This is a genomic window from Bordetella sp. 15P40C-2 (genome assembly GCF_009763235.1).
In the GTDB taxonomy this organism is placed as follows: domain Bacteria; phylum Pseudomonadota; class Gammaproteobacteria; order Burkholderiales; family Burkholderiaceae_B; genus Bordetella_A.
In genome coordinates this window covers 180,944-203,251 of record NZ_WSJA01000025.1, presented here as the reverse complement: position 1 = coordinate 203,251, position 22,308 = coordinate 180,944, and the positions used below count along the sequence as shown (strand labels likewise).

The window sequence follows — 22,308 nt, the reverse complement described above, 5'->3', positions numbered from 1 at the left end:
GAGTCCCGAATTTATTGATTCCAGAATCATTCATTCAGGATTTACTCGCCCGAGTCGATGTTGCAGACGTCGTCGGGCGATATGTACAGTTGCGAAAGGGTGGGGCCAACCTGCTTGGCTTATGTCCCTTTCATAACGAAAAAAGCCCGTCTTTCACCGTCAGCCCGACCAAACAGTTCTATCACTGTTTCGGTTGCGGCGCGCACGGCAGCGCCATCACCTTCCTGATGGAGCACACGGGTGCTAGTTTCCCCGAGGCCGTGCGTACACTCGCCGGCTCGGTGGGACTGACTGTCCCCGAAGAAAACCGCGACCCTCGCCAACACGCCGAGTCCGCGCGTCGCAAAGCCGAAACCTCCCGCCATACCCAAGTCCTGGATGCTGCTCAGGCGCATTACCTGCGTCAATTGCGCGCGTCACCCGCGGCGATTCAGTATCTGAAAGATCGTGGTTTGACGGGAGAAATCGCCGCACATTTCGGCTTAGGCTGGTCTGGCACCGATCGACATGGGCTGTCTAAAGTCTTTGAGCATTACGACGATCCGACGCTTGTTGAAGCCGGGCTCGTGATCGAATCCGAGGACGGTCGCCGCTACGACCGTTTTCGTGAACGGATCATGTTCCCGATCCGTAACGCCCGTGGCAGCCTGATTGGCTTCGGCGGTCGGATCATCGGCAAGGGCGAACCCAAATATCTCAATTCCCCGGAAACCCCGCTCTTTTCCAAGGGGCAGGAACTCTACGGGCTTTGGGAGGCGCGGCAGGCCATCCGTAAGGAAGGCCAAGTCATCGTCGTCGAGGGCTACATGGATGTGGTCGGTCTGGCGCAGCAGGGCATCGCTAATGCGGTCGCCACGCTGGGCACTGCCACCACCCCCGACCACGTCAAGAAATTGCTTCGCGCCAGCGATAAAGTCGTCTTCAGTTTCGATGGCGACGCGGCGGGCCGTCGCGCGGCATGGCGTGCGCTGCAGGCGTGCTTGCCGCTGCTACGCGACGATATCTCCATACGCTTTCTCTTCTTGCCCGCCGAGCACGATCCGGATTCCTATGTTCGGGATCTGGGTCCGCAGGCTTTCCGGGAAGTCCTCGGCGAAGCCACGGCCTTGTCGCGTTTCCTATTGGAAGAACTCGGCTCGCGGCACAATCTCGGCGAAGCCGAGGGTCGCGCCAGCTGCCTGCACGAGGCGAAACCGCTGCTCGCCGCCATCCCCCAATGTGCCCTGCGATTACAAATCGAACGCGAAATGGCGCGTCAGGTCCAGTTAACGCCCGAGGAAATGGCGCAGGTATTGGCTCAGGCGCCGGCACGGCCATTCGCACCCGTGGCCCAGGCGGCTGCTAAGTCTGCCGCTGTTGGCGGCCCCACGGCGTCGGTGGCGCCAGCGCCCGCGCATAGCTGGTCGGACGAGTACGGCGGATTCGACGGGCCTCCTCCGGATTTCGATTACGAGCCTATCGGCCCGGATTTCGACGCCATGTCGTTTCCGGAAAGCGGATTCCAGTCATCCCCAGGTCACGACGATGCCTGGTCCCCGGCCGCCGCGCCTGCGGGAGGCTGGCAGGACCGCAAGCGTAATGGGGGCAACTTTGTCAAGAAAAATGATTGGAAAGGCGGCAAGGGCAAATGGAAAGGGCGCCGTGACGATGACATAGGCGGTTACGAAGGCCGTCGCCCCATGCCTTCCATGGCGAAGCGCCTGTTAAGCCTGTTGCTCGCCCACCCAGAGCTCGTCGACAGCATGGGAGACGAGCAGCTTGAAATCTTGGACAAGGGTCCCCATTTAGGATTGGTGAGGGATTTGATCCTGCTGGCCCAAAGCAGTGGAGCCCGCCATGTTGGGGCGCTGCTTGAGGCTGCCGATCCAGATTCCGATCTGGCTACTGTGCTCAAAAGCCTGCGTGCGGATTTATTGGCCCAGGAAGATCTTCCCGAGCCACAAACCGAGTGGGACGACGCGCTTCGGCGCATTGAATTCGACGCGGCACGCGCGGAAATGGCCAAGCTGGCCGCCAGCGGGCTGACCACGGACGACGCGCGACAGCGATATCAGGAACTGTCTGCCCGGATTACTGTCTTAAAAAGTGGTGGTATTCGGTAAGTACGGTACAATCAAAGGTTTTCCAACGACATGATGTGTCGGATTGGCTTCATGCGGTTACAGAGCGTATTGGCCCTGGCGCGCATCGGATTCGGCTGAAAATGCGAATTCGACCTGCCTCCAGCGCGCTTTATTGCGCACTTTCCGTACAGAGTTGCCACTAAGATTGCATCAAAGATCAGTTGGATAGTTACAATTCGAGGGCGAGTACGCAAATCGTCCGGGATTGATCTGCGGTGTTGAGAGTTAGAGCTGTGTCTATTGCAGCAGCATGGGATTTCTGAAAGTCCCCTTTGACTGCCAGCCTGTCACAGGCAAGACAGCTTACAACAACATCGAGGCGACCCGGCCGATACAAGTGTGCGATACAAGCTGTCTCAGGGCCAAGAGGCCAGATGGGACAACTGTGGGATCCGGGAACCGGGTCCGCGTTACGGACGATGTAACGCACGCCGCTTTGCGAACTGGCCTGTTTTACCCGCATGGATCGGATGCGGCGCTTTGGCGCGCGCATGCGGTCCTTGTGGTGCAATAGCCCTAATCACGGGTTGCGACGACCACGGAAGCGACTATGACCAGAACATCAGGCAAAACCTCCCCTGCAGACGATGCAATCGATACGCCGGTCAAAACGGCCAAACGCGTCGTGAGCATGGCAGCGGAAAAAGCGCCTGCCAAAACGGCGGTGAAGGTCTCCAAAACGGCAACGAAGACCGCTGCCAAAAAAGCAGCGAAATCCGCCACCGGCGAAAAAGCGGTCAAGTCCCCCCGCAAAAAGGCCGAGGACAAACTGGCCGAGCTGGTCGGTGGTGGCGCGCGCCCCTCGAGCGGTCGTCGTCCCGGTCGCCCGGCGAAGAACGCCAACAACGATAGCGACGCTTTCGACGATCCGATGGACGGCGACGGCGAAGTCCTGCCCGATTTCAAGCCGCCCAAGCGTGGTGGCAAGCGCGGCAAGGGTGATCCCAAGGACCTCATCGCGCGTGGCCCTGTCTCGCCCGAAGAATACGAAGCCCGTCGTAACCGCCTCAAGCAGCTGATCAAGCTCGGCAAGGATCGCGGCTACCTGACCTATGGCGAAATCAACGATCATCTGCCCGATGATCTGGTGGACGCCGAGGCCATTGACGGCATCATCAGCACCTTTAGCGACATGGGGATCGCGGTCTACGACCAAGCCCCCGACGCCGAAACGCTGCTGATGAGCGAAAACGCGCCTGTGGCCTCCAACGACGATGACGTCGAGGACGAAGCCGAAGCCGCGCTGACGACGGTGGATTCCGACTTCGGTCGTACTACCGACCCCGTGCGTATGTATATGCGCGAAATGGGTTCGGTCGAGCTGCTGACGCGCGAAGGCGAAATCGAAATCGCCAAGCGCATCGAAGACGGTCTGAAGCACATGGTGATGGCGATCTCGGCATGCCCGACCACCATCAACGAAATCCTCGCCCACGTCGATCGCGTGCGCGAAGGCCAAGCGCAGATCGACGAAGTCGTCGACGGTCTGGTTGACCCGGAAGACGGCGAAGAATACGCCGGCGCTGGCGTGACCGCGGACGAAGAAGAGAGCGATGACGGCCCCGCTGGCGGCATGTCGAGCAAGCAGCTCGAAGACCTGCGCGTCAAGGCCTTGGCCAAGTTCGACATCGTCGCGAAGCAGTTCGCCATGATGCGCGAGTCGTACGAAAAGGACGGCTACAAATCCGACATTTACGTCAAGGCGCAAGAAGTCATCCTCAACGAGATGATGGGCATCCGCTTTACCGCCAAGATGGTGGAAAAGCTCGCCGATACGCTGCGTGCCCAGGTTGAAGAGGTCCGTCAGCTTGAGCGCGCCGTGTTGCATACCTGCGTGGACCGCGCCGGCATGCCGCGCAGCCATTTCATCAAGGTCTTCCCGGGCCAGGAAACGAACTTGGAATGGGTCCTGAGCGAAGTCGCTGCTGGCCATCCGTATTCCGAGACCCTTGAACGTCACGTTCCCGCCGTGCAGGAATTGCAGCAAAAGCTGATCGACCTGCAAACACGCGTGGTTCTGCCGCTCAAGGATCTGAAGGACGTCAACAAGCGCATGGCCACTGGCGAAGCCAAGGCTCGCAAAGCCAAGCGTGAGATGACCGAGGCCAACCTGCGTCTGGTGATCTCTATCGCCAAGAAGTACACCAACCGTGGCTTGCAGTTCCTGGATCTGATCCAGGAAGGCAACATCGGCTTGATGAAGGCAGTGGACAAGTTCGAATACCGTCGCGGCTACAAGTTCTCGACCTACGCCACATGGTGGATCCGTCAGGCCATCACGCGTTCGATTGCTGACCAGGCCCGCACCATCCGGATTCCGGTTCACATGATCGAAACGATCAACAAGATGAACCGCATCAGCCGTCAGATCCTGCAGGAGACCGGCGGCGAGCCGGATCCCGCGACCTTGGCGCAAAAGATGGACATGCCCGAGGACAAGATCCGCAAGATCCTGAAGATCGCCAAAGAGCCGATCTCCATGGAAACGCCGATCGGTGACGACGACGATTCGCACTTGGGCGATTTCATCGAAGACACCGCCACCCTGGCGCCTTCGGATGCCGCATTGCACGGTTCGATGCGCGATGTGGTCAAAGAAGTGTTAGACTCTCTCACCCCGCGTGAAGCCAAGGTTTTGCGGATGCGTTTCGGTATCGAAATGAGCACCGACCAGACCTTGGAAGAAGTGGGTAAACAGTTTGACGTTACGCGCGAGCGCATTCGCCAAATAGAGGCGAAGGCACTGCGCAAACTGCGCCACCCCAGCCGGGCTGATAAGCTCAAGAGCTTCCTGGAAGGGCAATAAGCAGTCAGGTTAAAAAGGCCCTCTAGCTCATGCCTGGTTAGAGCAGCGGACTCATAATCCGTTGGTGCTCGGTTCGACTCCGAGGGGGGCTACCAAGTGAAATCAAGGGGTTACGTGTGATCACGTAGCCCCTTGTTTTTTCTGTTTGAATCTCATCACCCCGCGCCGCAGCGATGTCGGAGTATCACTCCTCAGGATGCTGCTAGACCCATGTCGAGCTTGCTCGGCAAGTCCGAGCTTCTGCCGACTCGCTGAATCACGCGGCCTTCTTCTTTGCTGGCCTTGCCGTATTCAAAGTGGCTGCAGCCCGCTCTGCAACCCGCCGTTGAATGTTTGCCAATTCCTTGCCCTTATGTACCACCAGGTGATCGAAGCCCGGGCGTGGGGCGCGACGACGCTGCCTATCTTCCGGACGTAGCGCGGTGACATCAACATTCTGGAAGAAATCGCGATTACCGCCGTCCGCCCATGATTCTGAATAGACGCCGTGGGCCATGATGATGTCAAACTGGTCCAGTTCGACGTGGTAATAGCTCACCGCGGAAATAGAGCTTTCCTGCGAAATGGTGAGCCCGTTCAAGAGGTCGCCCGCGCGCACTAGTTTCCCTTCCACCATCAAATGATGCCACGGTGATAAGAGCAGGTCTCTATCGGGTACGCGTTCCGCGATCGCATGGGCGCGGATTCGAACCGGAGCTATCCGCGCCGCACTTTCGCGATCGATAAAGGCAAGGGCACCATAATGACGCCATCCTATCCATTTGACCTGGCGCCACCCCGAACTTCCCATGACACTGTCGCCCGGGATCAAATCTTCTATCGCCACCTCTCCGCGCAGGGTTGTGATCAATGTCCCTTTAACAAAGCATACTGGCAAGATATACGGCTCAAATTCCAAGGTCACCACATCACCCGTTGAGAGCCAATCATTGGTGAAATAATAGTACGTGCCGTTGAGCTGTCCGATGATCCCATTTTCTGTACGGCCGAGATACTCCACCGTGAACTGCTCCAGATGGTTCTTATCTACATTGAGTAGGTTGTCCACTTGATACGAGGTGGCATCCGGATTGTCGAGTTTGGTGATGAAAAATGGGCCGGCCGCTCCTCCTGCAGCTCGCAAGATATTGTGCTCGTCCAACGTTAATACAAAAATATTATTCAGGGTCAACGAAGCCATAACGTGTCTCCATATAAGGCGTTGGGGCCTCGTTTCATTATGTAGTCGCTGTTAATGCCTTGATTATTTTCTTAACAAATCCTTTAAGTCTTTGATTTTATTTAGGAATTTAGACTTTGTCAGGATGTGGGAATATCGGAGGCAGATTCCAATATGAGTGCGATTAAGCGTTAGCTATTTCTCTCGATTGCTAGCGCAATCGCAAGCGCCAGCCCGACGCCAATGCCGCTCAGCACGTTGTCGAATGCGATGCCGATAATTAGCCCGAGAGCTAAGCCGATGATGAGGATAAAGCTATACTTCATCAAAAAATAATAGTGTCGATTTATCAGAACCTCGAATTGAAACGCGCGGGGTCTAGGGGGAGTAATCATTCCCAAACGATGTACCACCCTTGATAGTATCGGGCCCCCATAATTTCTTCGAAGCCAGCAACCATCATCGCTTGGTGTGTCGAGAAAGCCAATAGCTCTACATCACATAAATCAGGGTAAGGCGATACGTCGGACGCTCCGCCCGCTTTCTGTCGCACGATACGCAGGCAATTAACCCACCGCTTCTGCGACTCCCGGTAGAGCGTGTACATAGTGACGGGCCCTGGCACACAGGTCCATTCGGCTGGATTCAAGGGGCGCCCGTGCAGGTGGGTGCGGGATATGCGGCAGTTAGGCATGATAAAAGCACTGTTTTTTTATACAGTATAAAGGAGGTTCTGCTTTGCCTTTGTGCGGCTTTCTTCAAAAATGAGTACCACCCGGGTAGTAACAAATTTTGAGCAGTTTGGTCCTGCTCGCCTGAGCGACCGGGTATTGATTTGTTGCTTTTGCCACGCCCGTCTTGCACACAGACGACGTTTTTTTTCCGATGTGCGAGTACAGTGAGGAACTTACCCAACCATAAGATAGGAGCGTTTATGCGTACAAAATTTCCTACGATGCGTCGCGCTGCGGTGGCTGCTGTTTCCGTTGCGATGGCCGGTGTGCTGTTTTCCGGCTGCACGATGACCTCTAACAAAGCTTCGGCCAGCGCGGCCGAGCAGCGCCAGGAACTCAATAGCGCCACCGACGCGACTCTGACCAAGTTGTACGAGACGTCTCCTCAGGCGCGTGAGCTGGTTCAGCGCGCCAAGGGTGTCTTGGTCTTCCCATCGGTCTTGAGCGCAAGCTTTATCGTCGGCGCCGAACACGGCAAGGGCGTACTGCGCGTGAATGGGGCGGATGCCGGCTACTACAGCACGACGGGTGGCTCGATTGGCTTGCAGGCTGGCGCGCAATCGAAGGCGGTCGTTCTGCTCTTCATGACGGACGAAGCACTGCAGAAATTCCGCAATAGCAATGGTTGGACTGTCGGTGCTGATGCTACTGTCGCCATTGCCAATGTCGGCGCCAATGGCAGCATCGATAGCAACACGGTTCGTCAGCCGGTGGTGGGTTTTGTGATGAACAACGGCGGTCTGATGGCCGGCGTTTCGCTTGATGGGTCGAAGATCTCGAAGGTCAACCTATAAATAAGCAAGGCGGGATCAAGTTAGTTGGCATCATGACGACTGACGCTCCTTGATCTGCTCGATCGCTCTATAGGGGAAGGCTAAGTTTCGGCCTTCATACATCAGCCGGCGCTCGTCATGGGTGCCGGCTTATTTATGCATTCACGCTATTTGGCGGGAAAAGTTGCGCTAGCCACACTGCTTGCCAGAACGGGTGGCTATCAGGATTTATCGTTTTTGGCGTTGCTGTTCTGTGCCGGCAGCGGCGAACAGAGAAATTCAATCGTCGCGACCTTAGGCGCAAGCCCCGTTGCGTGGTTGGATGTGACTTTAGGGTCTGTCATTCGCTTGCCCAAAGATTGGCAATGAGCAACCGCCTGTTCGCGCGCGATGTTTTTAACCTCGACCCAGGTTTGCCATTTCGCTCCGGCGTTGTAGCTGAGACGATACATGTCTTGCCCGACAGACGTAGTTTGGCTCGTGCTGGCGCAGGCGCTCAGCAGGGTAGCGGTCAAAAGGCAGGCGAGCGGACGAAGCATGTGATATCCATGTATGAGATGAGTGCTATTACACGGTGGGTCCCGCCGCGATGCAAGTCTGCAAGGAGTCGTCGCGGCTCGGCGGGGCGAACATGCTAGCATGCCCGCCAAGCTATTTTTCGTGAGGTTTCTCTATGGACATGCAAGAACAAATCGCTGTGATCGTGCACACCGTTTCGCATCAAGGTGGTCGCATTGACGCTTTGAACTCGGTCCTGTCATCGATGCTGCACTTGGCCAAGTCGTCGCCCGGTCTGCGCGAAGCCATTGAGGCGCAGCTAGAGCAAAATTATTCGAACCTGCTCGCCGCCTCTGAGAATCCTCAGTACGTTGCGGGATTCGAAAGCGTGCGCGATAGCGTCTTGGCCGCTTTGAAGTAAGCGCGCCTTTTTAGCGCGGAGTTACCCACAGCTTCTGTGGACAACCCTTGGGATAGCTTGGGCACAGACTCAAAAAGGGCTTTGTACCCAAGGGTTTACCCGGGGCGGTCATTCCTGATGCTTATGCACGGCAGTGCATGATTTATGAGCGGTCGCGATCGACATACGTCTGGGGCTACATAGGCTTCACGGATACTGAAACGCGCTAACTCGGCAGGATCCAACCGGCCCATTGCCCTTCACTTGATGCAGTGCGACAACCTGTGCTATGATTCATCTCATCAGACGCGGGGTGGAGCAGTCTGGCAGCTCGTCGGGCTCATAACCCGAAGGTCGTAGGTTCAAATCCTGCCCCCGCAACCAGATTTAAAAAGCCCGATCCTTTGTGGTCGGGCTTTTTGCATTGGCGCGACCCCCAAGGCCGATGGCATTGACCGCAAGCGGATATAGTACGCACTGGTTACTAAGCTCTTGCCAGCCTGGGCACTGTGCTGGCCTACTCAGGGATATGCCATGTACGCTCGTTTTCTAGCAACCACCTTGCTCGTGGCCGCCAGCGCGCCGAGCGCTATTTTCGCGGCGACGCCCGATACCAGTCCGATCAAGGAAGTGCGTTTGTCGTCGGGCGGTCTGGCCGAAGTATTGCGTGCTGCGGTGGTGAATCAGGACGGCGTGGTCCGTCTTGAGGTACCCCTGGAGCAGGTCGACGATATTCTGAAAACATTGGTGCTCAATAACGATAGCGCCGTGATCGCGGATTTGTCGCTGGTCGGCCCGCAACCCCTTAGCGAGACCTTTAAAGGCCTGCCGGTAACAGCCGAGTCGCTGGCCTCGGTGCCTGCATTGCTAAATGCGATTCAGGGCGCGATGGTGACGGTCACCAGCCAAGGGAAAACCGTGCAAGGCCAAGTCCTGGGCGTTGAACCCCGAACTGCTGCGGATGGGGCCGAGGCGTACCTGCTTTCCGTCCTGTCGGGCGCCGGCACCATCGCGACGCTTGAGCTTGCTCCCGATGCGATGGTGACGGTGGACGATGAGCGTATTAGAGACAAGCTCGTTCAAGCTGCCTCAGCGATCGCTCGCGCCAAGAATGATCGCTCCCGCGCCATTCAGATCAAGGTTAAAGGTAACGGCGCGCAGCGAGTGGATCTATCCTATGTGGTCGCCGCGCCGATCTGGAAGACGGCGTATAAGGTCGTCGCAGGCGAAGATGGCAAAGCGCGCCTGCAAGCCTGGGCCGTGCTCGAAAACGCCAGCGGTGAGGATTGGCGCAACGTAAAAATCATCCTCTCTTCAGCAGAGCCCGTTACGTTAAGCCAGCGCTTGCACCAGTGGTATTGGCGTGACCGCATGGATCTGCCCGTGAACACCGCAGCGAATGCCGTGCCGGAAGCAGATACCGGCAATCTCACAAAACGTGCGCAGGCACAGCGTGCGGCGAGTTATGCCGCCGCTGCCCGAATGCAGGCTCCGCGGCCGGCGCCGGTGGCCGTCGCTGCTGAGGCGGCGCCTGATCGAATTTTGACCCAGCACTACGGCGGTGGCGCGATTGATCGTGACAGCCAGTCCACGGCAACGGAAAGCGATGTATCGGCCACGTTTGAATTGCCGGGGACTTACGATGTCGCTAATGGCGATACGTTATCCATTCCTATTTTGGATGCTGAGATCCCCGCCAGCATGGTGTCCTTGTACAGGGCCGGAGGCCAAGAGCGCCATCCGGTGGCCGCATTAATGCTCACGAACGATACGGGCGTGAGCCTGCCAGCCGGCATTCTCACGATTTACGACGCGCGGTCGGGCTATGCCGGCGACGCACAGTTGGCGGGCTTGCCCGGCGCCGATACGCGTCTGGCGAGCTTCGCCATCGATCGCAAAGTCACCGTCACCGAAGACCGCAAGCCTGTAGACGAAATCACAGAGGTCAAGGTGGTCGACGGTATGCTTCGTTTGACGCAGAAAGCCCGATACGTGACCGACTATACGGTGGCGGGGGCGATGGACGCTCCACGTACGGTGATCATCGAACACCCGGTCAGATCTGGATGGACGTTCTCATCGCCGGCCAGCGACGGCAAAACCGCCACACATCACCGCCTCAAAGTGACGGTCGACAAAGGCGCAAGCCAGACCGTACAGGCGGTCGAGGAGCAACTGCGGCGCGATACGATAGCGATTGCGGATACCGAACCGGAGGCTTTGCTGGCCTGGTCGGCATCCAGCACGGATCGTGTGCTGAGCGCTAAGTTGGTTGAATTGTCCGAGGCGCGGCAAAAGCAAATGGCTGCTCAACGCGCGCTGGATCAATGGGAAGATGCACGGGAACGCCTTGTTTCCGAACAGGCTCGTATTCGGGAAAACCTACGCGCCGTTCCGGCCAGCAGCGATTTGAGCTCGCGCTATCTCACGCAGTTGGAGGCTACGGAAAATGAACTGCGTGCACTTGCAGGTAAGCGCGAAACGTTGGAAGGTGAATTGCACCAGCTGGAGGGCAAGGTGCGGGGGATTCTCAGAACGTTCTAACCCAATGCGTTGACGCCGGCAAATCGGACTCGCGGAAGCCGCTAGCTTCCGCGGCCGGGACGGTTGAGCATCGCGACGAGCGCTTGCTTCAATTGGGGAGAAAAAATAGGCACGGTATGAGAGACGCCGTCTTTGTCCGTGCCTTCTTTGAGCGTGACGGACTGCCCTTCAAAGATTTCGGGCGCGCGGCGAAATTCCACATAGCGTGCAATCAGGTTGTCGACCTGTTTTTGGGCAACGCTCAGAGGGGCAACACCCGTTAGCCGACGCGCGGCATGGGCCTGCAAGATACGGTGCAGGTCATCGATAAACAGCGCCAACGCTGCTTGGCCATGGCAAGCTTGTTGCCATCCCCAGCCGTCGTCGCCTTGGCCGGGTAAAAAGGAATTTTCCATAGCTCTCATCCTAACCCAACAATGCGTCCACGTACATTGCGCCGGCGTGTCAACCGGGTCGCGGCAGGATGGTTGGCGTCAGTCCGGGCTGGTTGCATAATTGCGCTCTTATCGATGAATGAATAAAGAGAGGGTGTTATGCGCATACTAGGCCTGACAGCTTTGGCGGCGGCCTTGGCAATGAGCGGCTGCGCCAGTCGGGGTTTGATGTCTGGCGAGGCGCCCGGCGCATCGGAAACCTTTTCCGTTCAGGCGGATGTGCAGGCCGCACATCGCCGGGCAGGTGAGTTCGTGCGAGTGTGTCACGAGCAGCGTGCCTATCCCTACGGCGTGGTGTATCAGTCGCACCAAAGCCTGGGAGAGAAAGGCTTGCCGAACCAGGTACAAGTGTTCAAGCAGACCGAGCCGGCGAAGATCTTGGAGATGATCACCGCCCAAGCGGACGGGCCCGCGACCTCGACCGTCACTGTGATGGTGCTAGGCGAGGGGATGTGGGACGAAGCGGAAGTTCAGGCGGCTAAGCAGTCAATTCAGACGGCGACGCCGGTGTGCAGGCCGCTAGACGCAAGATAAGGTTTCGCTAAAAAGCGCTTGCGAGTACAAAACACGAGGGATTAATATACGCATTGCGTACAGTGTACGCAATGCGTTTTGTTCATCTCCGGGGCCCTCATGTCCATCTCTCAGCAAGCATTTCTCCGCGACGCGATGCGCCGCCTTAATCTCACGCGCGACGTATTCGCGACCCGCATTGGCGTCAAGCGCCGTGCGTTGGACACTTGGTTGTTGCCCGAGGGGTCGCAGGAATTCCGGGCGATGCCGGAGGTGGTCGAGCGTTTTGTCAGCGAGATCGTGCAGAACAGTGCTCTGCTCGAAAAATATACGCAACGCGCACAGGGTGGCCCATTGCGGGAGCGTATTGCCGTCAATGGCAAGCATCAGTTGCTGTCTGTCGATCAATTCACGCGCGAATCCGTGGAAGACCTGTTTCGCGTGGCTGACATGATGCAGCCCATTGCGCGCCGCCAGAAAGTGTCGCGCGTTCTTGAAGGCGCTGTGCTGGGCAACCTGTTTTTCGAGGCGAGCACCCGTACCCGCGTGAGCTTTGGCTCGGCGTTTTGTCGTCTGGGCGGGTCGGTATGTGACACGACGGGATTTACCTTTTCGTCGATGGCGAAGGGCGAATCGATTTATGACACCAGCCGCGTGATGAGCGGTTATGTGGACGCGATGGTAATTCGTCATCCCGACAAGGGCTCGGTCGCCGAATTCGCCCAGGCGACGAATATCCCCGTGGTGAACGGTGGCGATGGCCCTGGCGAGCACCCGAGCCAAGCCTTGTTGGATCTGTACACCATCCTGACCGAATTCTCGCGTCTGGGTAAGCTGCTTGATGGCGCGCATATCGCCATGGTGGGCGATCTGAAATACGGGCGTACCGTGCATTCGCTGATCAAGCTGATGGCTTTGTACAAAGGCGTCAAATTTACGCTGATCTCGCCGCCCGGATTGGAAATGCCTGAGTACATCATTGAACAGGCTACCCGTAATGACAACGTGATCGAGCAGAAAAGCAGCCTGGCCGAAGGGCTGCCCGGTGCGGACGTGATCTACGCGACCCGCGTACAGAAAGAGCGATTCGCTAACGAAGAAACCGAGGGCTATACGCCGGAATTTCAAATCAGCCGGGCGACGATCGATGCGTACTGCGGGCCCGACACGATCGTCATGCACCCGTTGCCGCGCGACAGCCGGCCGGGCGCGAACGATCTGAGCACGGATCTGAACACCGATCCGCGTCTGGCGATCTTCCGTCAAACCGATAACGGCATTCCCATCCGTATGGCGATCTTCGCGGTGTTGTTAGGCGTGGAAGGGCTGGTGCAGCATTCGATGCGCGATGTGACTTGGAAGCATCCGTCGCACGTTGGCCCTGACGATTCGATCTTCCACGGACTGGACTGAATCCAGGATGATGCGGACTTCGCGCGGCTTGGCCACAAGCTCGCGAATGATGCATGGCGGGGCGTTGGCTGCCCCGTGGGCTTCGCATCCGCCGTCGTGTCTGACGGCGGATCAGCCTTCAGCGGGATGAGCCCGCTTTAGATGCGTTTTTCGCCGCCGAGCGCTTCGGTCAGGTCCGCGAGCAGCTTGGCGAGTTCGCCTGTCATGAGCGCCATGTCGGAGTCGAACTTCTCGTCGTCGTTCTGCATGACGGCGTCGTTGCCTTCCTTGAGCACATCCAAGGGGGCCACGCGTTTGACGTCCAACGCTTCGGTCAGGACGAACGACACGCGATCGGCCCAAGTCAGCGCCAAGCGCGTGCATTGCTTGCCAGACTGAATGTGGCGGCGTACATCGTCCACGTCGATCGAATGCTTGACGTACCGGATCGCGGCGCGGCTCTCGCCCGAGGCGCGTAACTCGGTGTCTTGGTCGATCGTGAAGTTTGGCGGCGGCTCGTCGGCCGCCAGCCAGCCGGTCATGGCGGCAGCGGGCGATTGCGCGACGTATAAGTTTTCCAACGGCAGCGGATCGATGGTCTTGACCAGCAGGCCGATGACCTCGTCGGCCTTGGCCGAGGCGGCGGCGTCGATGACCAGCCAGTGATTGACCGGATCGATCCAGACGCGCGTATCGCGATAGACGCTGAACGCTTTAGGCAAGAGCTCGTCGGTGACGCGCTCTTTAATTTCCTTCATCTGCTTGCGACCGGGCTTGTAGCCTTGCTGCTCTTCGATTTCCTGCGCGCGGGCGCGGGCGACCTGATTCACCACGGTGGTGGGCAGCAGTTTTTTCTCGGCGCGCAGCGTCAACAGAATTTGCTGATTGACGGTATGCGACAAGGCGGCGTTTTCGCGCGGGGATATCCAACCCACGGATTGCATTTCGAGATTATTGCCAGACTGATAGGCATGCCGCGCCAGGCTTTCTTCAAGCTGTTCGCCGGTCAGCGTCCACGGTGCGGATAGTCGGTAGATCTTAAGATTCTTGAACCACATGGCGTCGGGCAAAAGGGTTGATTCTATACGACGGCCCGCGTCGCGGCCCGAGCGTTGTCCCTTTTTTACGGCATGTGGATGAAGATGCGTTCTGTCACTGACAGCGTATGAGGCATCTGGTATTGTCGCGCGCATCATTGACCGATAAAGGACAAGGACTATGAAGTTCGGGACACTGATTGGAGCGATTTTGATCGCCGTTGGCGCTGCCGCATTGATTTATAAAGGGTTCAGCTATACCAGCGAGGAAACGGTCTTGCAGATCGGCTCGGTACGCGCAACCGCCGAAACGGAGAAGTCCGTTGCCATTCCGATGTGGGCGGGTATTGCCGCGGTCGTGGCCGGTGTACTGATCATTGGGTTGGGCCGTCGTCGCTGATGTTCGAGCGTGCGCGCTTGTCGCACGCAAAAAAAGGCCCGGCTTGATAGGGCCGGGCCGGACAGGATCACACAATGCCACACCGTAAAAAGGCTCGCGGGGGGCGTGACATTGGCGTCAGAGAACTAGTCCTGCGATTGTCCGACTGGGGATCAAATGCCAGACAACATGGCGCAAGACCGTGTTCTGAGCTTGCAGTCTAATGCGCGAGGTCTGACAAGGTCCTGAATCGACGCGGATAAATGGCGAAAAAAAAAGCTCCCGGAGGAGCTTTACAAAGGCCAACCAGGCGCAGCAGTCCTGGCCAGCCGGGGAAAGGTTAGCGATTGATATCGACGTCTTTGGTTTCGCGTACGAACAAGGTGCCGATGATCAGCGTCATCACGGCGATGATGATCGGGTACCAGAGTCCATCGTAGATATTCCCGGTCGCAGCCACGATGGCGAACGCCACGGGCGGCAAGAACCCGCCGAACCATCCATTGCCGATGTGATAAGGCAGGCTCATGGACGTGTAGCGGATGCGGGTCGGGAACATTTCCACCAGCATCGCGGCGATCGGGCCATAGACCATGGTGACGTAGATGACCAGAATGGTCAGCAGCACCACCACCATGACCTTGTTCATTTGCGCCGGATCGGCTTTGGCGGGATAGCCGTGATCGCGGATGGCTTTGGTCAGTGAGGCGTTCAGCTCCGCGGCTCGTGCCTTGAATTCCGCGGGCGCCATGCCTTGGCCTTCAAACGAGGTGAACTCGTCGTTGCCGATCCGCACTTTCGCGATCGTACCGGCAGGTGCAGCCTCGTTCGAATAGTTCACCGAGCTGCCGGCTAGAAACGACTTGATCACATCGCAAGAGCTGGTGAAAGCCGACGTACCTACCGGGTTGAACTGGAATGAACACGTCGCCGGATCGGCAATGACCGTCACCGGCGCGGAAGCCTGGGCTTTTTCAAGCGCAGGGTTGGCGAAGTGCGTCAATCCCTGGAACAACGGGAAATACGTAACTGCGGCGATCAAGCAACCCGCCATGATGATGGGTTTACGCCCGATGCGGTCGGACAATGTGCCAAAGATCAGGAAGAAAGGTGTACCAATCAACAGCGCCAGGGCAATCAGCACGTTAGCAGTCGTGGCGTCGACCTGCAGGGTCTTGGTCAGGAAGAAGAGGGCATAGAATTGTCCGGTGTACCATACGACGGCCTGCCCGGCTGTCAGGCCCAGGAGCGCCAGGATGACAACTTTCAAGTTCTTCCATTGGCCAAACGACTCGGTCAGCGGCGCTTTGGAGCCACGGCCTTCTTCTTTCATGCGCTTGAAGGTCGGCGACTCGTTCAGTTGCATCCGAATCCATACGGAGATGCCCAGGAGCACGACTGAGATCAGGAACGGAATGCGCCAGCCCCATTCGCGGAAAGACGCTTCGTCCATGACGCCGCGCACGCCCATGATCACGATCAGAGACAGGAACAGGCCTAGCGTGGCGGTAGTTTGAATCCACGCGGTGTAAGCGCCGCGCTTGCCCTGCGGGGCGTGTTCGGCCACGTAAGTCGCGGCGCCGCCGTATTCACCCCCAAGGGCCAGGCCCTGCAACAGGCGCAGCACGATCAGAATGGCTGGGGCGGTGATGCCGATGCTGGCATAGCTGGGCAGTACCCCCACCAGAAAGGTGGACAGGCCCATGATGACGATGGTGACCAGGAAGGTATATTTTCGACCCACCAAATCGCCGAGGCGACCAAACACCAACGCGCCAAACGGACGAACGGCAAAGCCAGCCGCGAACGCAAGCAATGCAAAAATAAAAGCCGCTGTAGGGTTTACGCCGGAGAAGAAGTGCACTGCGATGATGGCAGCGAGCGATCCGTACAGGTAGAAGTCATACCACTCGAAAACCGTGCCTAACGAGGACGCGAAGATGACTTTGCGTTCCTCTTTGGTCATAGGACGTGGTGCAACGGGCGCGCCAGGGGCGTCTAGGGATACCGTGCTCATAGTGTCTCCTCGTTGAGGGTCCGGCGGTGAGCCGCCGTGCGAGTGCTTCCCGATATATTCCGGTTGTAGCGGTTTACAAGGTAGCCAAGAACTCTGACGAGACACTGACGTGTTGCTTACTTGAGACTTAATTTTGAAACTGAATTTTTCCGTTTACGCGAAAAGCACACTGTTCCCTAGGCTATTGGAGGTCGGGGCTTGATGCGCGCGATGCTGGGCTTTCGGCTCGACGGTCTGTGGCTCGAGAGCGATCACCCGAAGTCGTGGTCCGCAGCTCTGTGCCGAGGAAACATCACGCGGATGCAGGTGCCTGGCAACGACGAATGTGAAGTACCTTCAAGGATTTGCACATCCGCGTCATGCTTTTGCGCGATTTCGCGCACGATGGCCAGGCCTAATCCGCTGCCTTCCGCTTGCGTGCCCAGCACGCGATAGAAGCGGTCGAAAACGCGCTCACGCTCTTCCGCCGGGATGCCTGGACCCGAGTCCTCCACCTCTAGCACAGCCTGGGTAAGCGTCTGGCGCACTCTGACGGTGATGTGGCCTTGCGGTGGTGTGTAGCGCAACGCGTTATCGAGGAGGTTATTGAGTAACTCGGCGAGCAGGATGTCGTTGCCCATGATCATGAGAGGCGTATCGGCGCCTTCAAAACCGAGATCAGTATGGACGGCCAGCGCTTGCGGGACCCAATGCAGCGTTTGCTCTTGGGCAATGGCGTGCAGGTCGGTGATGCCCAGCTCCACGGCATGGGGGTTTTCGGCCCGGGCCAGCAGGAGCAACTGATTGACCAATCGAGTGGCACGCTCGGACCCCATAATCAGTTGGCGCAGACTGGCTTGCATTTCCTCTGGGCTGGCGTCGCGCAAGGCGAGTTCGGCCTGGGTGCGTAGTCCGGCTAGCGGGGTTTTGAGCTGATGCGCGGCGTCGGCGACAAAGCGTTTTTGCGCCTGGACGTTGGCAGACAAGCGATCCAGCAATTCATTCATTGCGCCGACCAGCGGTGCGACCTCGGACGGCGCAGCGTCTTCGTCGATGGGCGACAAATCGTCGGGACGGCGCGCACGCAGTCGTTGCTGCAAGGCATTCAGTGGAGCTACGCCGCGGGACAGCCCAAACCATACCAGCAGGACGGCCACAGGCAGCACAATGAATTGCGGAATGATGACGCCCTTGATGATGTCATTGGTCAGCTCCATGCGCTTTTCCATGGTTTCCGCGACGACAATCAGGACGGGGTCGGAGTGGGGAATGTGTAGATCCAGCCACATGTAGGCCAGACGCACGTCAAAGCCCCGCAAGGTTTCCTCGGTGTAAAACACCTTGCCGGGCTGGGGTGGCCCCAGCTCGCTGGGCAGGGGCAGGCCGCGATCGCCGCCTAATGGCTCTCCACGTCCGCCGCGTACCAGCCAGAAAACGCTGTCGGTTTCGCCAGGATGCAGCACCTGTCGGATCGAATCGTTGATACGCAATATAGGGTGGCCGTCTTGCACATGAACATGGCGGGCGAGGGTATGCAGGTTTTGGGCGAGCGCGCGGTCGTAAGGGATATTTGCGATGTTCTGCGCCACGACATAGGTGATTGCAACGCTCATGGGCCACAGTAAAAACAGTGGGGCCAGCATCCAGTCGAGGATTTCTCCCAACAAAGATCGCTGCGGGGGCGCAAAGCTTGGGCCCTTGGCCCCGCCACGCATGGCGTCCAGCGCTTCCTGGTTCAGCGCTTCATCGGTATGCGACGGCTGGCCGTCGGGCTCAGTGCGCAAGCGGAGAGACACCGTGGTCTCGTTCCAGGCAGTAACCCAGCCCGCGCACCGTAATGATCTTGACGCCGCTCGGCTCGAGCTTTTTACGCAGGCGATGCACGTACACTTCAATCGCGTTCGTGCTGACTTCCTCGCCCCATTCGCACAGATGATCGACCAGTTGCGTCTTGCTCACCATGCGGCCACTACGAGTCAGCAGGATTTCCAGCAGGCTGACCTCGCGAGCCGACAGATCCAGGGTCTGATCGTCGACGGTCGCCACCCGCCCCGTCTGATCGAAAACGAGTCGTCCGTGGCGTAACAGCGTGGCGCCGCCGCCCGCGCCTCGGCGGGTGAGGGCGCGCACCCGGGCTTCGAGTTCGGACAGGGCGAAAGGTTTGGCCATGTAATCGTCAGCGCCCAGGTCGAGGCCCTGCACGCGTTGTTCGACACTATCGGCGGCAGTGAGGATGAGCACCGGGATCGCGGAATTTCGTGCGCGCAGGCGGCGTAGCACCTCAAGTCCATTCAGCTGGGGCAGACCCAGATCCAAAATGAGCAGGTCGAACGCCTGTGCGACCAAGGCCGAATCCGCGGCGGCACCATCGGTCACGGCATCCACCGCGTAACCATTGTGACGTAACGAGCGCGACAGGCCATCGGCCAGTATGCTGTCGTCTTCGGCAATCAGGATTCGCATGGGTGTGAGGCGGGACGTCGAACCTACGTTGTGGTCCCGGCCGCGAGTTCATATGCGAGGCATTCTGGCACAGCGTCGCTGAATTGCCCAGCACGCCGAAGAGATGAAAAAACTAGCACACTGGATTTATATCCAGTATAATCGGATGCAATAATTGGCGCTTAGACGTGTAGACGGCGTACGGCACACTAGCTGCGGGCCTCCTCATCTCTTCTGCGTCAATACCATTTATCCACGGGAACTACATGGACGATAAAACCAGCAAAGCCGCCGCCTCGGAAAAGTCCAAGGCTCTGGCCGCCGCGCTTTCGCAAATCGAAAAGCAGTTCGGTAAAGGCTCGATCATGCGCTACGGCGACAACGAGGTCGAACACGACATCCAGGTGGTGTCGACCGGCTCTCTGGGGCTGGATATTGCGCTGGGCGTGGGCGGTTTGCCGCGCGGCCGTGTGATCGAGATCTATGGTCCGGAATCCTCCGGCAAGACCACGCTCACGTTGCAGGTCATTGCCGAAATGCAAAAAATCGGCGGCACCTGCGCCTTTGTGGACGCCGAGCATGCGCTCGATGTGCAGTATGCGTCCAAGCTGGGCGTGAATCTGACCGACCTGTTGATTTCCCAACCGGATACGGGCGAGCAGGCGCTGGAAATCACCGACGCTCTTGTGCGTTCCGGTTCGGTGGATCTGATCGTCATCGACTCGGTGGCGGCCCTGGTGCCCAAGGCTGAAATCGAAGGCGAAATGGGCGATTCGTTGCCCGGCCTGCAGGCTCGTTTGATGAGCCAGGCGCTGCGCAAGCTGACCGCCACGATCAAGCGCACCAACTGCATGGTGATCTTCATCAACCAGATCCGGATGAAGATCGGCGTGATGTTCGGCAACCCGGAAACCACGACCGGCGGCAACGCGCTGAAGTTCTATTCGTCGGTGCGCTTGGACATTCGTCGTATCGGTTCCATCAAAAAGGGCGAGGAAGTCGTCGGCAACGAGACACGCGTCAAAGTTGTTAAAAACAAGGTCTCGCCTCCGTTCAAGCAAGCCGAATTCGACATCATGTACGGTGCGGGCATCTCGCGCGAAGGCGAAATCATCGACCTTGGCGTGCAAGCAGGCATCGTCGACAAGTCGGGCGCTTGGTACAGCTACAACGGTACGCGTATCGGCCAGGGCAAGGACAATGTCCGCGAATACCTGAAAGAACATCCCGAACTCGCTGTCGAGATCGAGAACAAGGTTCGGGAAAACAAGGGTATCGTCAGCCGTGCCGCGACGTTCTCCGCTAGCGAAGCCGAGGCTGCCGACGCCGAATGACGGAGTCAGCGGTTTCGAAGAGACCACGTCGCGGTTCGGTTGAGTCCGAGTCCGACGATGGTGGATTCGAAACCATGCGTCCTTCTCCGGCGAATCCCGACGATTCCGAGATTCGCCGTGAACCGCTGGGCGCGTCACGTCGCGGGAATGCCCGCGTTCGTCAGGCTCCGCTTGATGATTTCGAAACCCTTGCCAAACCGAAGCCGCGCGGTCCCAGCTTAAAGGCGCGCGCGGTTGGCTATTTGTCCCGGCGTGAGCATGCGCGCAATGAGCTGGCGCGCAAACTGCAGCCCTATGCCGAAGCCCCGGCCGATATTGAACGGGTTTTGGACGATCTTGAGAAAGAGGGCTGGTTGTCCACGGAGCGCTTTGCGCAAAGTCTGGTGCATCGGCGCGCGGGCCGTCAGGGGACTGCCCGTATCGTGCAAGAGCTGCGTCAGCATGGCGTGGCAGAAGAGCAGGTCGCCCAGCTGCGCGACGATCTGCGCGCTACGGAGGCCACGCGAGCGCAGGAAGTCTGGCGCAAGCGGTTTGGCGCCAAGCCGGTCGATCGGAATGAGTTCGCCAAACAAGCCCGCTTTTTGGCGGGGCGGGGATTTAGTCACGATGTCATACGCCGCATTTTGGGTGATTCCAGCGACGACGATTGATGTCGGGTGTGCGTAGCGTGTATGGGGTCCTGTGCATGGGGTCCCGTGTCTGGCAGGGCGACGCTACGCTTTGACGGACCGTATCCCGTCCAATGTCTTAAAACAAGTTTCCCGCGCAATCGATAGAAAATCCTGGATGTATGGCGCATCCGCGTCTTCTGTGCGCAGTGCCGCGTATAGCGTGCGCCATACGCCGTTTTGCCCTAAGTGGCATAGCTGTAGCCATCCGTGCTGCAAGTATTCGGTCAACGCCCAATTTGGCAATGCGGCAACGCCTCTGTTGCTGGCGACTAGCTGCACGATGATGGGCGTTAACTCTGCCTTGCGGACTGAGGCGGGTTCGACTTCGGCCGGATCCAAGAACGCGGTAAACACGTCCAGGCGCGAGCGTTCTACTGGATATGTGATCAACACCTGATCAGCGAGTTGCTCTGGCTGCACGTACTTGGTGGACGCCAGGGGGTGCGATTCCGAAACAGCCAGGACGAGTTCGTACTTGAAAAGCGGAATGTAGTCCACTGCCTCCAGGGGTTGTGGATCCGAGGTGATGACGAGGTCTAAGTCGCCGCGCACCAGCGCCGGCAACGGGGCGAATGAGAAGGCGGCCGATAGATCCAGCGCTACCTCCGGCCATTGCCCGCGAAAGTTATCCATGCTGGGCATCAGCCATTGGAAACACGAGTGGCAATCGATTGCCAGATGGAGCCTGCCGGTACGTCCAGCGGCGAGGCGTTGCAGTTCGCGTTCCGTGGCCCGCACGCGGGGCAGTACCTCGTCGGCCAGCGCCAATACCCGCAATCCTGCGGTTGTCAGACGCGCGGGGCGGGTACGCCGGTTGAGTAAGGGGGTACCCAGGCGTGTTTCCAGATCGCGCAATTGATGCGATAGGGCCGACTGCGTTAAATGCAGGCGTTCGGCCGCCTCTTGCAGGCTGCCACCATCGCGAATAGCGGCGATGGTTTCGAGGTGTCGTATTTCGAGCATGAGGAGTTGAATATGAAAATTTCTCAATTAATCTATGCTCAATTTGATTTTGACGCAAGTAACTGTTCGCGCAAAATACCGTTAAGTTGATAAAAACTTGATAAAAAGGA

General features: G+C 58.2%; 19 protein-coding genes and 2 tRNA genes. 12 read left to right on the top strand and 9 right to left on the bottom strand.

Features of this window, described 5'->3' with window-relative positions:
* Positions 1-14: 14 nt before the first annotated feature.
* From dnaG to GOQ25_RS11755, 3 genes are all read left to right on the top strand, one after another.
* Positions 15-2,102, top strand: coding sequence for a DNA primase (gene dnaG, locus GOQ25_RS11765; RefSeq protein ID WP_160350649.1), 2,088 nt, complete (start codon positions 15-17; stop codon positions 2,100-2,102).
* 571 nt (positions 2,103-2,673) lie between these two features.
* Complete coding sequence (gene rpoD, locus GOQ25_RS11760) at positions 2,674-4,929, top strand: RNA polymerase sigma factor RpoD (protein ID WP_160350648.1); 2,256 nt, start codon at positions 2,674-2,676, stop codon at positions 4,927-4,929.
* A gap of 16 nt (positions 4,930-4,945) precedes the next feature.
* A tRNA-Ile gene (locus tag GOQ25_RS11755) sits at positions 4,946-5,024 on the top strand.
* Positions 5,025-5,185: 161 nt separating this feature from the next.
* Here GOQ25_RS11755 and GOQ25_RS11750 read toward each other — a convergent pair.
* Both GOQ25_RS11750 and GOQ25_RS19680 read right to left on the bottom strand, forming a co-directional pair.
* A complete protein-coding gene (locus GOQ25_RS11750) occupies positions 5,186-6,109 on the bottom strand; it encodes a Hint domain-containing protein (RefSeq protein WP_160350647.1) in 924 nt (307 codons plus the stop codon).
* A 170-nt stretch (positions 6,110-6,279) separates the two neighbouring features.
* The gene (locus tag GOQ25_RS19680; protein ID WP_255448235.1) at positions 6,280-6,414 is read right to left on the bottom strand and encodes a hypothetical protein; all 135 of its coding nucleotides are present in this window, start codon (positions 6,412-6,414) and stop codon (positions 6,280-6,282) included.
* A 608-nt stretch (positions 6,415-7,022) separates the two neighbouring features.
* On the opposite strand from GOQ25_RS19680, the gene GOQ25_RS11745 reads away from it, so the two are divergent.
* Positions 7,023-7,616 carry a YSC84-related protein gene (locus GOQ25_RS11745; RefSeq protein ID WP_160350646.1) on the top strand — a complete coding sequence of 198 codons (594 nt, stop codon included), beginning with the start codon at positions 7,023-7,025 and terminating at the stop codon, positions 7,614-7,616.
* 200 nt (positions 7,617-7,816) lie between these two features.
* Here the strand turns inward: GOQ25_RS11745 and GOQ25_RS11740 are convergent, their stop codons facing one another.
* Positions 7,817-8,134, bottom strand: a complete 318-nt coding sequence (locus GOQ25_RS11740) for a hypothetical protein (RefSeq protein WP_160350645.1) — start codon at positions 8,132-8,134, stop codon at positions 7,817-7,819.
* 134 nt (positions 8,135-8,268) lie between these two features.
* Here GOQ25_RS11740 and GOQ25_RS11735 point away from each other — a divergent pair, with 134 nt between their 5' ends.
* The 3 genes from GOQ25_RS11735 to GOQ25_RS11725 all read left to right on the top strand — a co-directional run bounded on the left by GOQ25_RS11735 (position 8,269) and on the right by GOQ25_RS11725 (position 11,037).
* Positions 8,269-8,514: a hypothetical protein gene (locus GOQ25_RS11735; protein ID WP_160350644.1), complete on the top strand. Its 246-nt coding sequence runs from the start codon at positions 8,269-8,271 to the stop codon at positions 8,512-8,514.
* Between the two features lie 286 nt (positions 8,515-8,800).
* Positions 8,801-8,877 (top strand) — tRNA-Met (locus tag GOQ25_RS11730).
* 150 nt (positions 8,878-9,027) lie between these two features.
* A complete protein-coding gene (locus GOQ25_RS11725) occupies positions 9,028-11,037 on the top strand; it encodes a DUF4139 domain-containing protein (RefSeq protein ID WP_160350643.1) in 2,010 nt (669 codons plus the stop codon).
* A gap of 41 nt (positions 11,038-11,078) precedes the next feature.
* Here the strand turns inward: GOQ25_RS11725 and GOQ25_RS11720 are convergent, their stop codons facing one another.
* Positions 11,079-11,432, bottom strand: coding sequence for a hypothetical protein (locus tag GOQ25_RS11720; protein WP_160350642.1), 354 nt, complete (start codon positions 11,430-11,432; stop codon positions 11,079-11,081).
* A gap of 138 nt (positions 11,433-11,570) precedes the next feature.
* On the opposite strand from GOQ25_RS11720, the gene GOQ25_RS11715 reads away from it, so the two are divergent.
* Complete coding sequence (locus GOQ25_RS11715; protein ID WP_160350641.1) at positions 11,571-12,005, top strand: BPTD_2524 family lipoprotein; 435 nt, start codon at positions 11,571-11,573, stop codon at positions 12,003-12,005.
* Between the two features lie 99 nt (positions 12,006-12,104).
* Positions 12,105-13,397 (top strand): aspartate carbamoyltransferase, encoded by a 1,293-nt coding sequence (locus tag GOQ25_RS11710; protein ID WP_160350640.1) that lies wholly within the window; start codon positions 12,105-12,107, stop codon positions 13,395-13,397.
* 137 nt (positions 13,398-13,534) lie between these two features.
* Here GOQ25_RS11710 and GOQ25_RS11705 read toward each other — a convergent pair whose 3' ends face one another.
* A complete protein-coding gene (locus GOQ25_RS11705; protein ID WP_160350639.1) occupies positions 13,535-14,434 on the bottom strand; it encodes a recombination-associated protein RdgC in 900 nt (299 codons plus the stop codon).
* Positions 14,435-14,594: 160 nt separating this feature from the next.
* Between GOQ25_RS11705 and GOQ25_RS11700 the strand changes: the two genes are divergently transcribed.
* Positions 14,595-14,813 (top strand): hypothetical protein, encoded by a 219-nt coding sequence (locus GOQ25_RS11700; RefSeq protein ID WP_160350638.1) that lies wholly within the window; start codon positions 14,595-14,597, stop codon positions 14,811-14,813.
* 319 nt (positions 14,814-15,132) lie between these two features.
* Here the strand turns inward: GOQ25_RS11700 and GOQ25_RS11695 are convergent, their stop codons facing one another.
* From GOQ25_RS11695 to GOQ25_RS11685, 3 genes are all read right to left on the bottom strand, one after another.
* Positions 15,133-16,809, bottom strand: a complete 1,677-nt coding sequence (locus GOQ25_RS11695; protein WP_370519941.1) for an MFS transporter — start codon at positions 16,807-16,809, stop codon at positions 15,133-15,135.
* Between the two features lie 251 nt (positions 16,810-17,060).
* On the bottom strand, positions 17,061-18,503 hold the full coding sequence (locus GOQ25_RS11690) for a sensor histidine kinase (RefSeq protein ID WP_160350832.1): 1,443 nt from the start codon (positions 18,501-18,503) through the stop codon (positions 17,061-17,063).
* A gap of 58 nt (positions 18,504-18,561) precedes the next feature.
* Positions 18,562-19,251 carry a response regulator transcription factor gene (locus GOQ25_RS11685; RefSeq protein ID WP_160350637.1) on the bottom strand — a complete coding sequence of 230 codons (690 nt, stop codon included), beginning with the start codon at positions 19,249-19,251 and terminating at the stop codon, positions 18,562-18,564.
* A gap of 245 nt (positions 19,252-19,496) precedes the next feature.
* Here GOQ25_RS11685 and recA point away from each other — a divergent pair, with 245 nt between their 5' ends.
* Together recA and recX are read left to right on the top strand one after the other, a co-directional pair.
* Positions 19,497-20,564 carry a recombinase RecA gene (recA, locus tag GOQ25_RS11680; RefSeq protein ID WP_160350636.1) on the top strand — a complete coding sequence of 356 codons (1,068 nt, stop codon included), beginning with the start codon at positions 19,497-19,499 and terminating at the stop codon, positions 20,562-20,564.
* Positions 20,565-20,638: 74 nt separating this feature from the next.
* Positions 20,639-21,214: a recombination regulator RecX gene (recX, locus tag GOQ25_RS11675; RefSeq protein ID WP_160350635.1), complete on the top strand. Its 576-nt coding sequence runs from the start codon at positions 20,639-20,641 to the stop codon at positions 21,212-21,214.
* Positions 21,215-21,277: 63 nt separating this feature from the next.
* Here the strand turns inward: recX and GOQ25_RS11670 are convergent, their stop codons facing one another.
* Positions 21,278-22,198: a LysR family transcriptional regulator gene (locus GOQ25_RS11670; RefSeq protein ID WP_160350634.1), complete on the bottom strand. Its 921-nt coding sequence runs from the start codon at positions 22,196-22,198 to the stop codon at positions 21,278-21,280.
* Positions 22,199-22,308 lie beyond the last annotated feature (110 nt).

Coding starts and splice junctions, on each gene's coding strand:
- recX (WP_160350635.1), top strand. CDS start 20,639: ATGCGTCCTTCTCCGGCGAATCCCGACGATTCCGAGATTCGCCGTGAA.
- GOQ25_RS11735 (WP_160350644.1), top strand. CDS start 8,269: ATGGACATGCAAGAACAAATCGCTGTGATCGTGCACACCGTTTCGCAT.
- GOQ25_RS11690 (WP_160350832.1), bottom strand. CDS start 18,503: ATGCGTGGCGGGGCCAAGGGCCCAAGCTTTGCGCCCCCGCAGCGATCT.
- GOQ25_RS11720 (WP_160350642.1), bottom strand. CDS start 11,432: ATGGAAAATTCCTTTTTACCCGGCCAAGGCGACGACGGCTGGGGATGG.
- GOQ25_RS11710 (WP_160350640.1), top strand. CDS start 12,105: ATGTCCATCTCTCAGCAAGCATTTCTCCGCGACGCGATGCGCCGCCTT.
- GOQ25_RS11745 (WP_160350646.1), top strand. CDS start 7,023: ATGCGTACAAAATTTCCTACGATGCGTCGCGCTGCGGTGGCTGCTGTT.
- GOQ25_RS11685 (WP_160350637.1), bottom strand. CDS start 19,251: ATGCGAATCCTGATTGCCGAAGACGACAGCATACTGGCCGATGGCCTG.
- GOQ25_RS11670 (WP_160350634.1), bottom strand. CDS start 22,198: ATGCTCGAAATACGACACCTCGAAACCATCGCCGCTATTCGCGATGGT.
- GOQ25_RS11750 (WP_160350647.1), bottom strand. CDS start 6,109: ATGGCTTCGTTGACCCTGAATAATATTTTTGTATTAACGTTGGACGAG.
- rpoD (WP_160350648.1), top strand. CDS start 2,674: ATGACCAGAACATCAGGCAAAACCTCCCCTGCAGACGATGCAATCGAT.
- GOQ25_RS11715 (WP_160350641.1), top strand. CDS start 11,571: ATGCGCATACTAGGCCTGACAGCTTTGGCGGCGGCCTTGGCAATGAGC.
- GOQ25_RS19680 (WP_255448235.1), bottom strand. CDS start 6,414: ATGAAGTATAGCTTTATCCTCATCATCGGCTTAGCTCTCGGGCTAATT.
- GOQ25_RS11700 (WP_160350638.1), top strand. CDS start 14,595: ATGAAGTTCGGGACACTGATTGGAGCGATTTTGATCGCCGTTGGCGCT.
- GOQ25_RS11705 (WP_160350639.1), bottom strand. CDS start 14,434: ATGTGGTTCAAGAATCTTAAGATCTACCGACTATCCGCACCGTGGACG.
- GOQ25_RS11725 (WP_160350643.1), top strand. CDS start 9,028: ATGTACGCTCGTTTTCTAGCAACCACCTTGCTCGTGGCCGCCAGCGCG.
- recA (WP_160350636.1), top strand. CDS start 19,497: ATGGACGATAAAACCAGCAAAGCCGCCGCCTCGGAAAAGTCCAAGGCT.
- GOQ25_RS11695 (WP_370519941.1), bottom strand. CDS start 16,809: ATGAGCACGGTATCCCTAGACGCCCCTGGCGCGCCCGTTGCACCACGT.
- GOQ25_RS11740 (WP_160350645.1), bottom strand. CDS start 8,134: ATGCTTCGTCCGCTCGCCTGCCTTTTGACCGCTACCCTGCTGAGCGCC.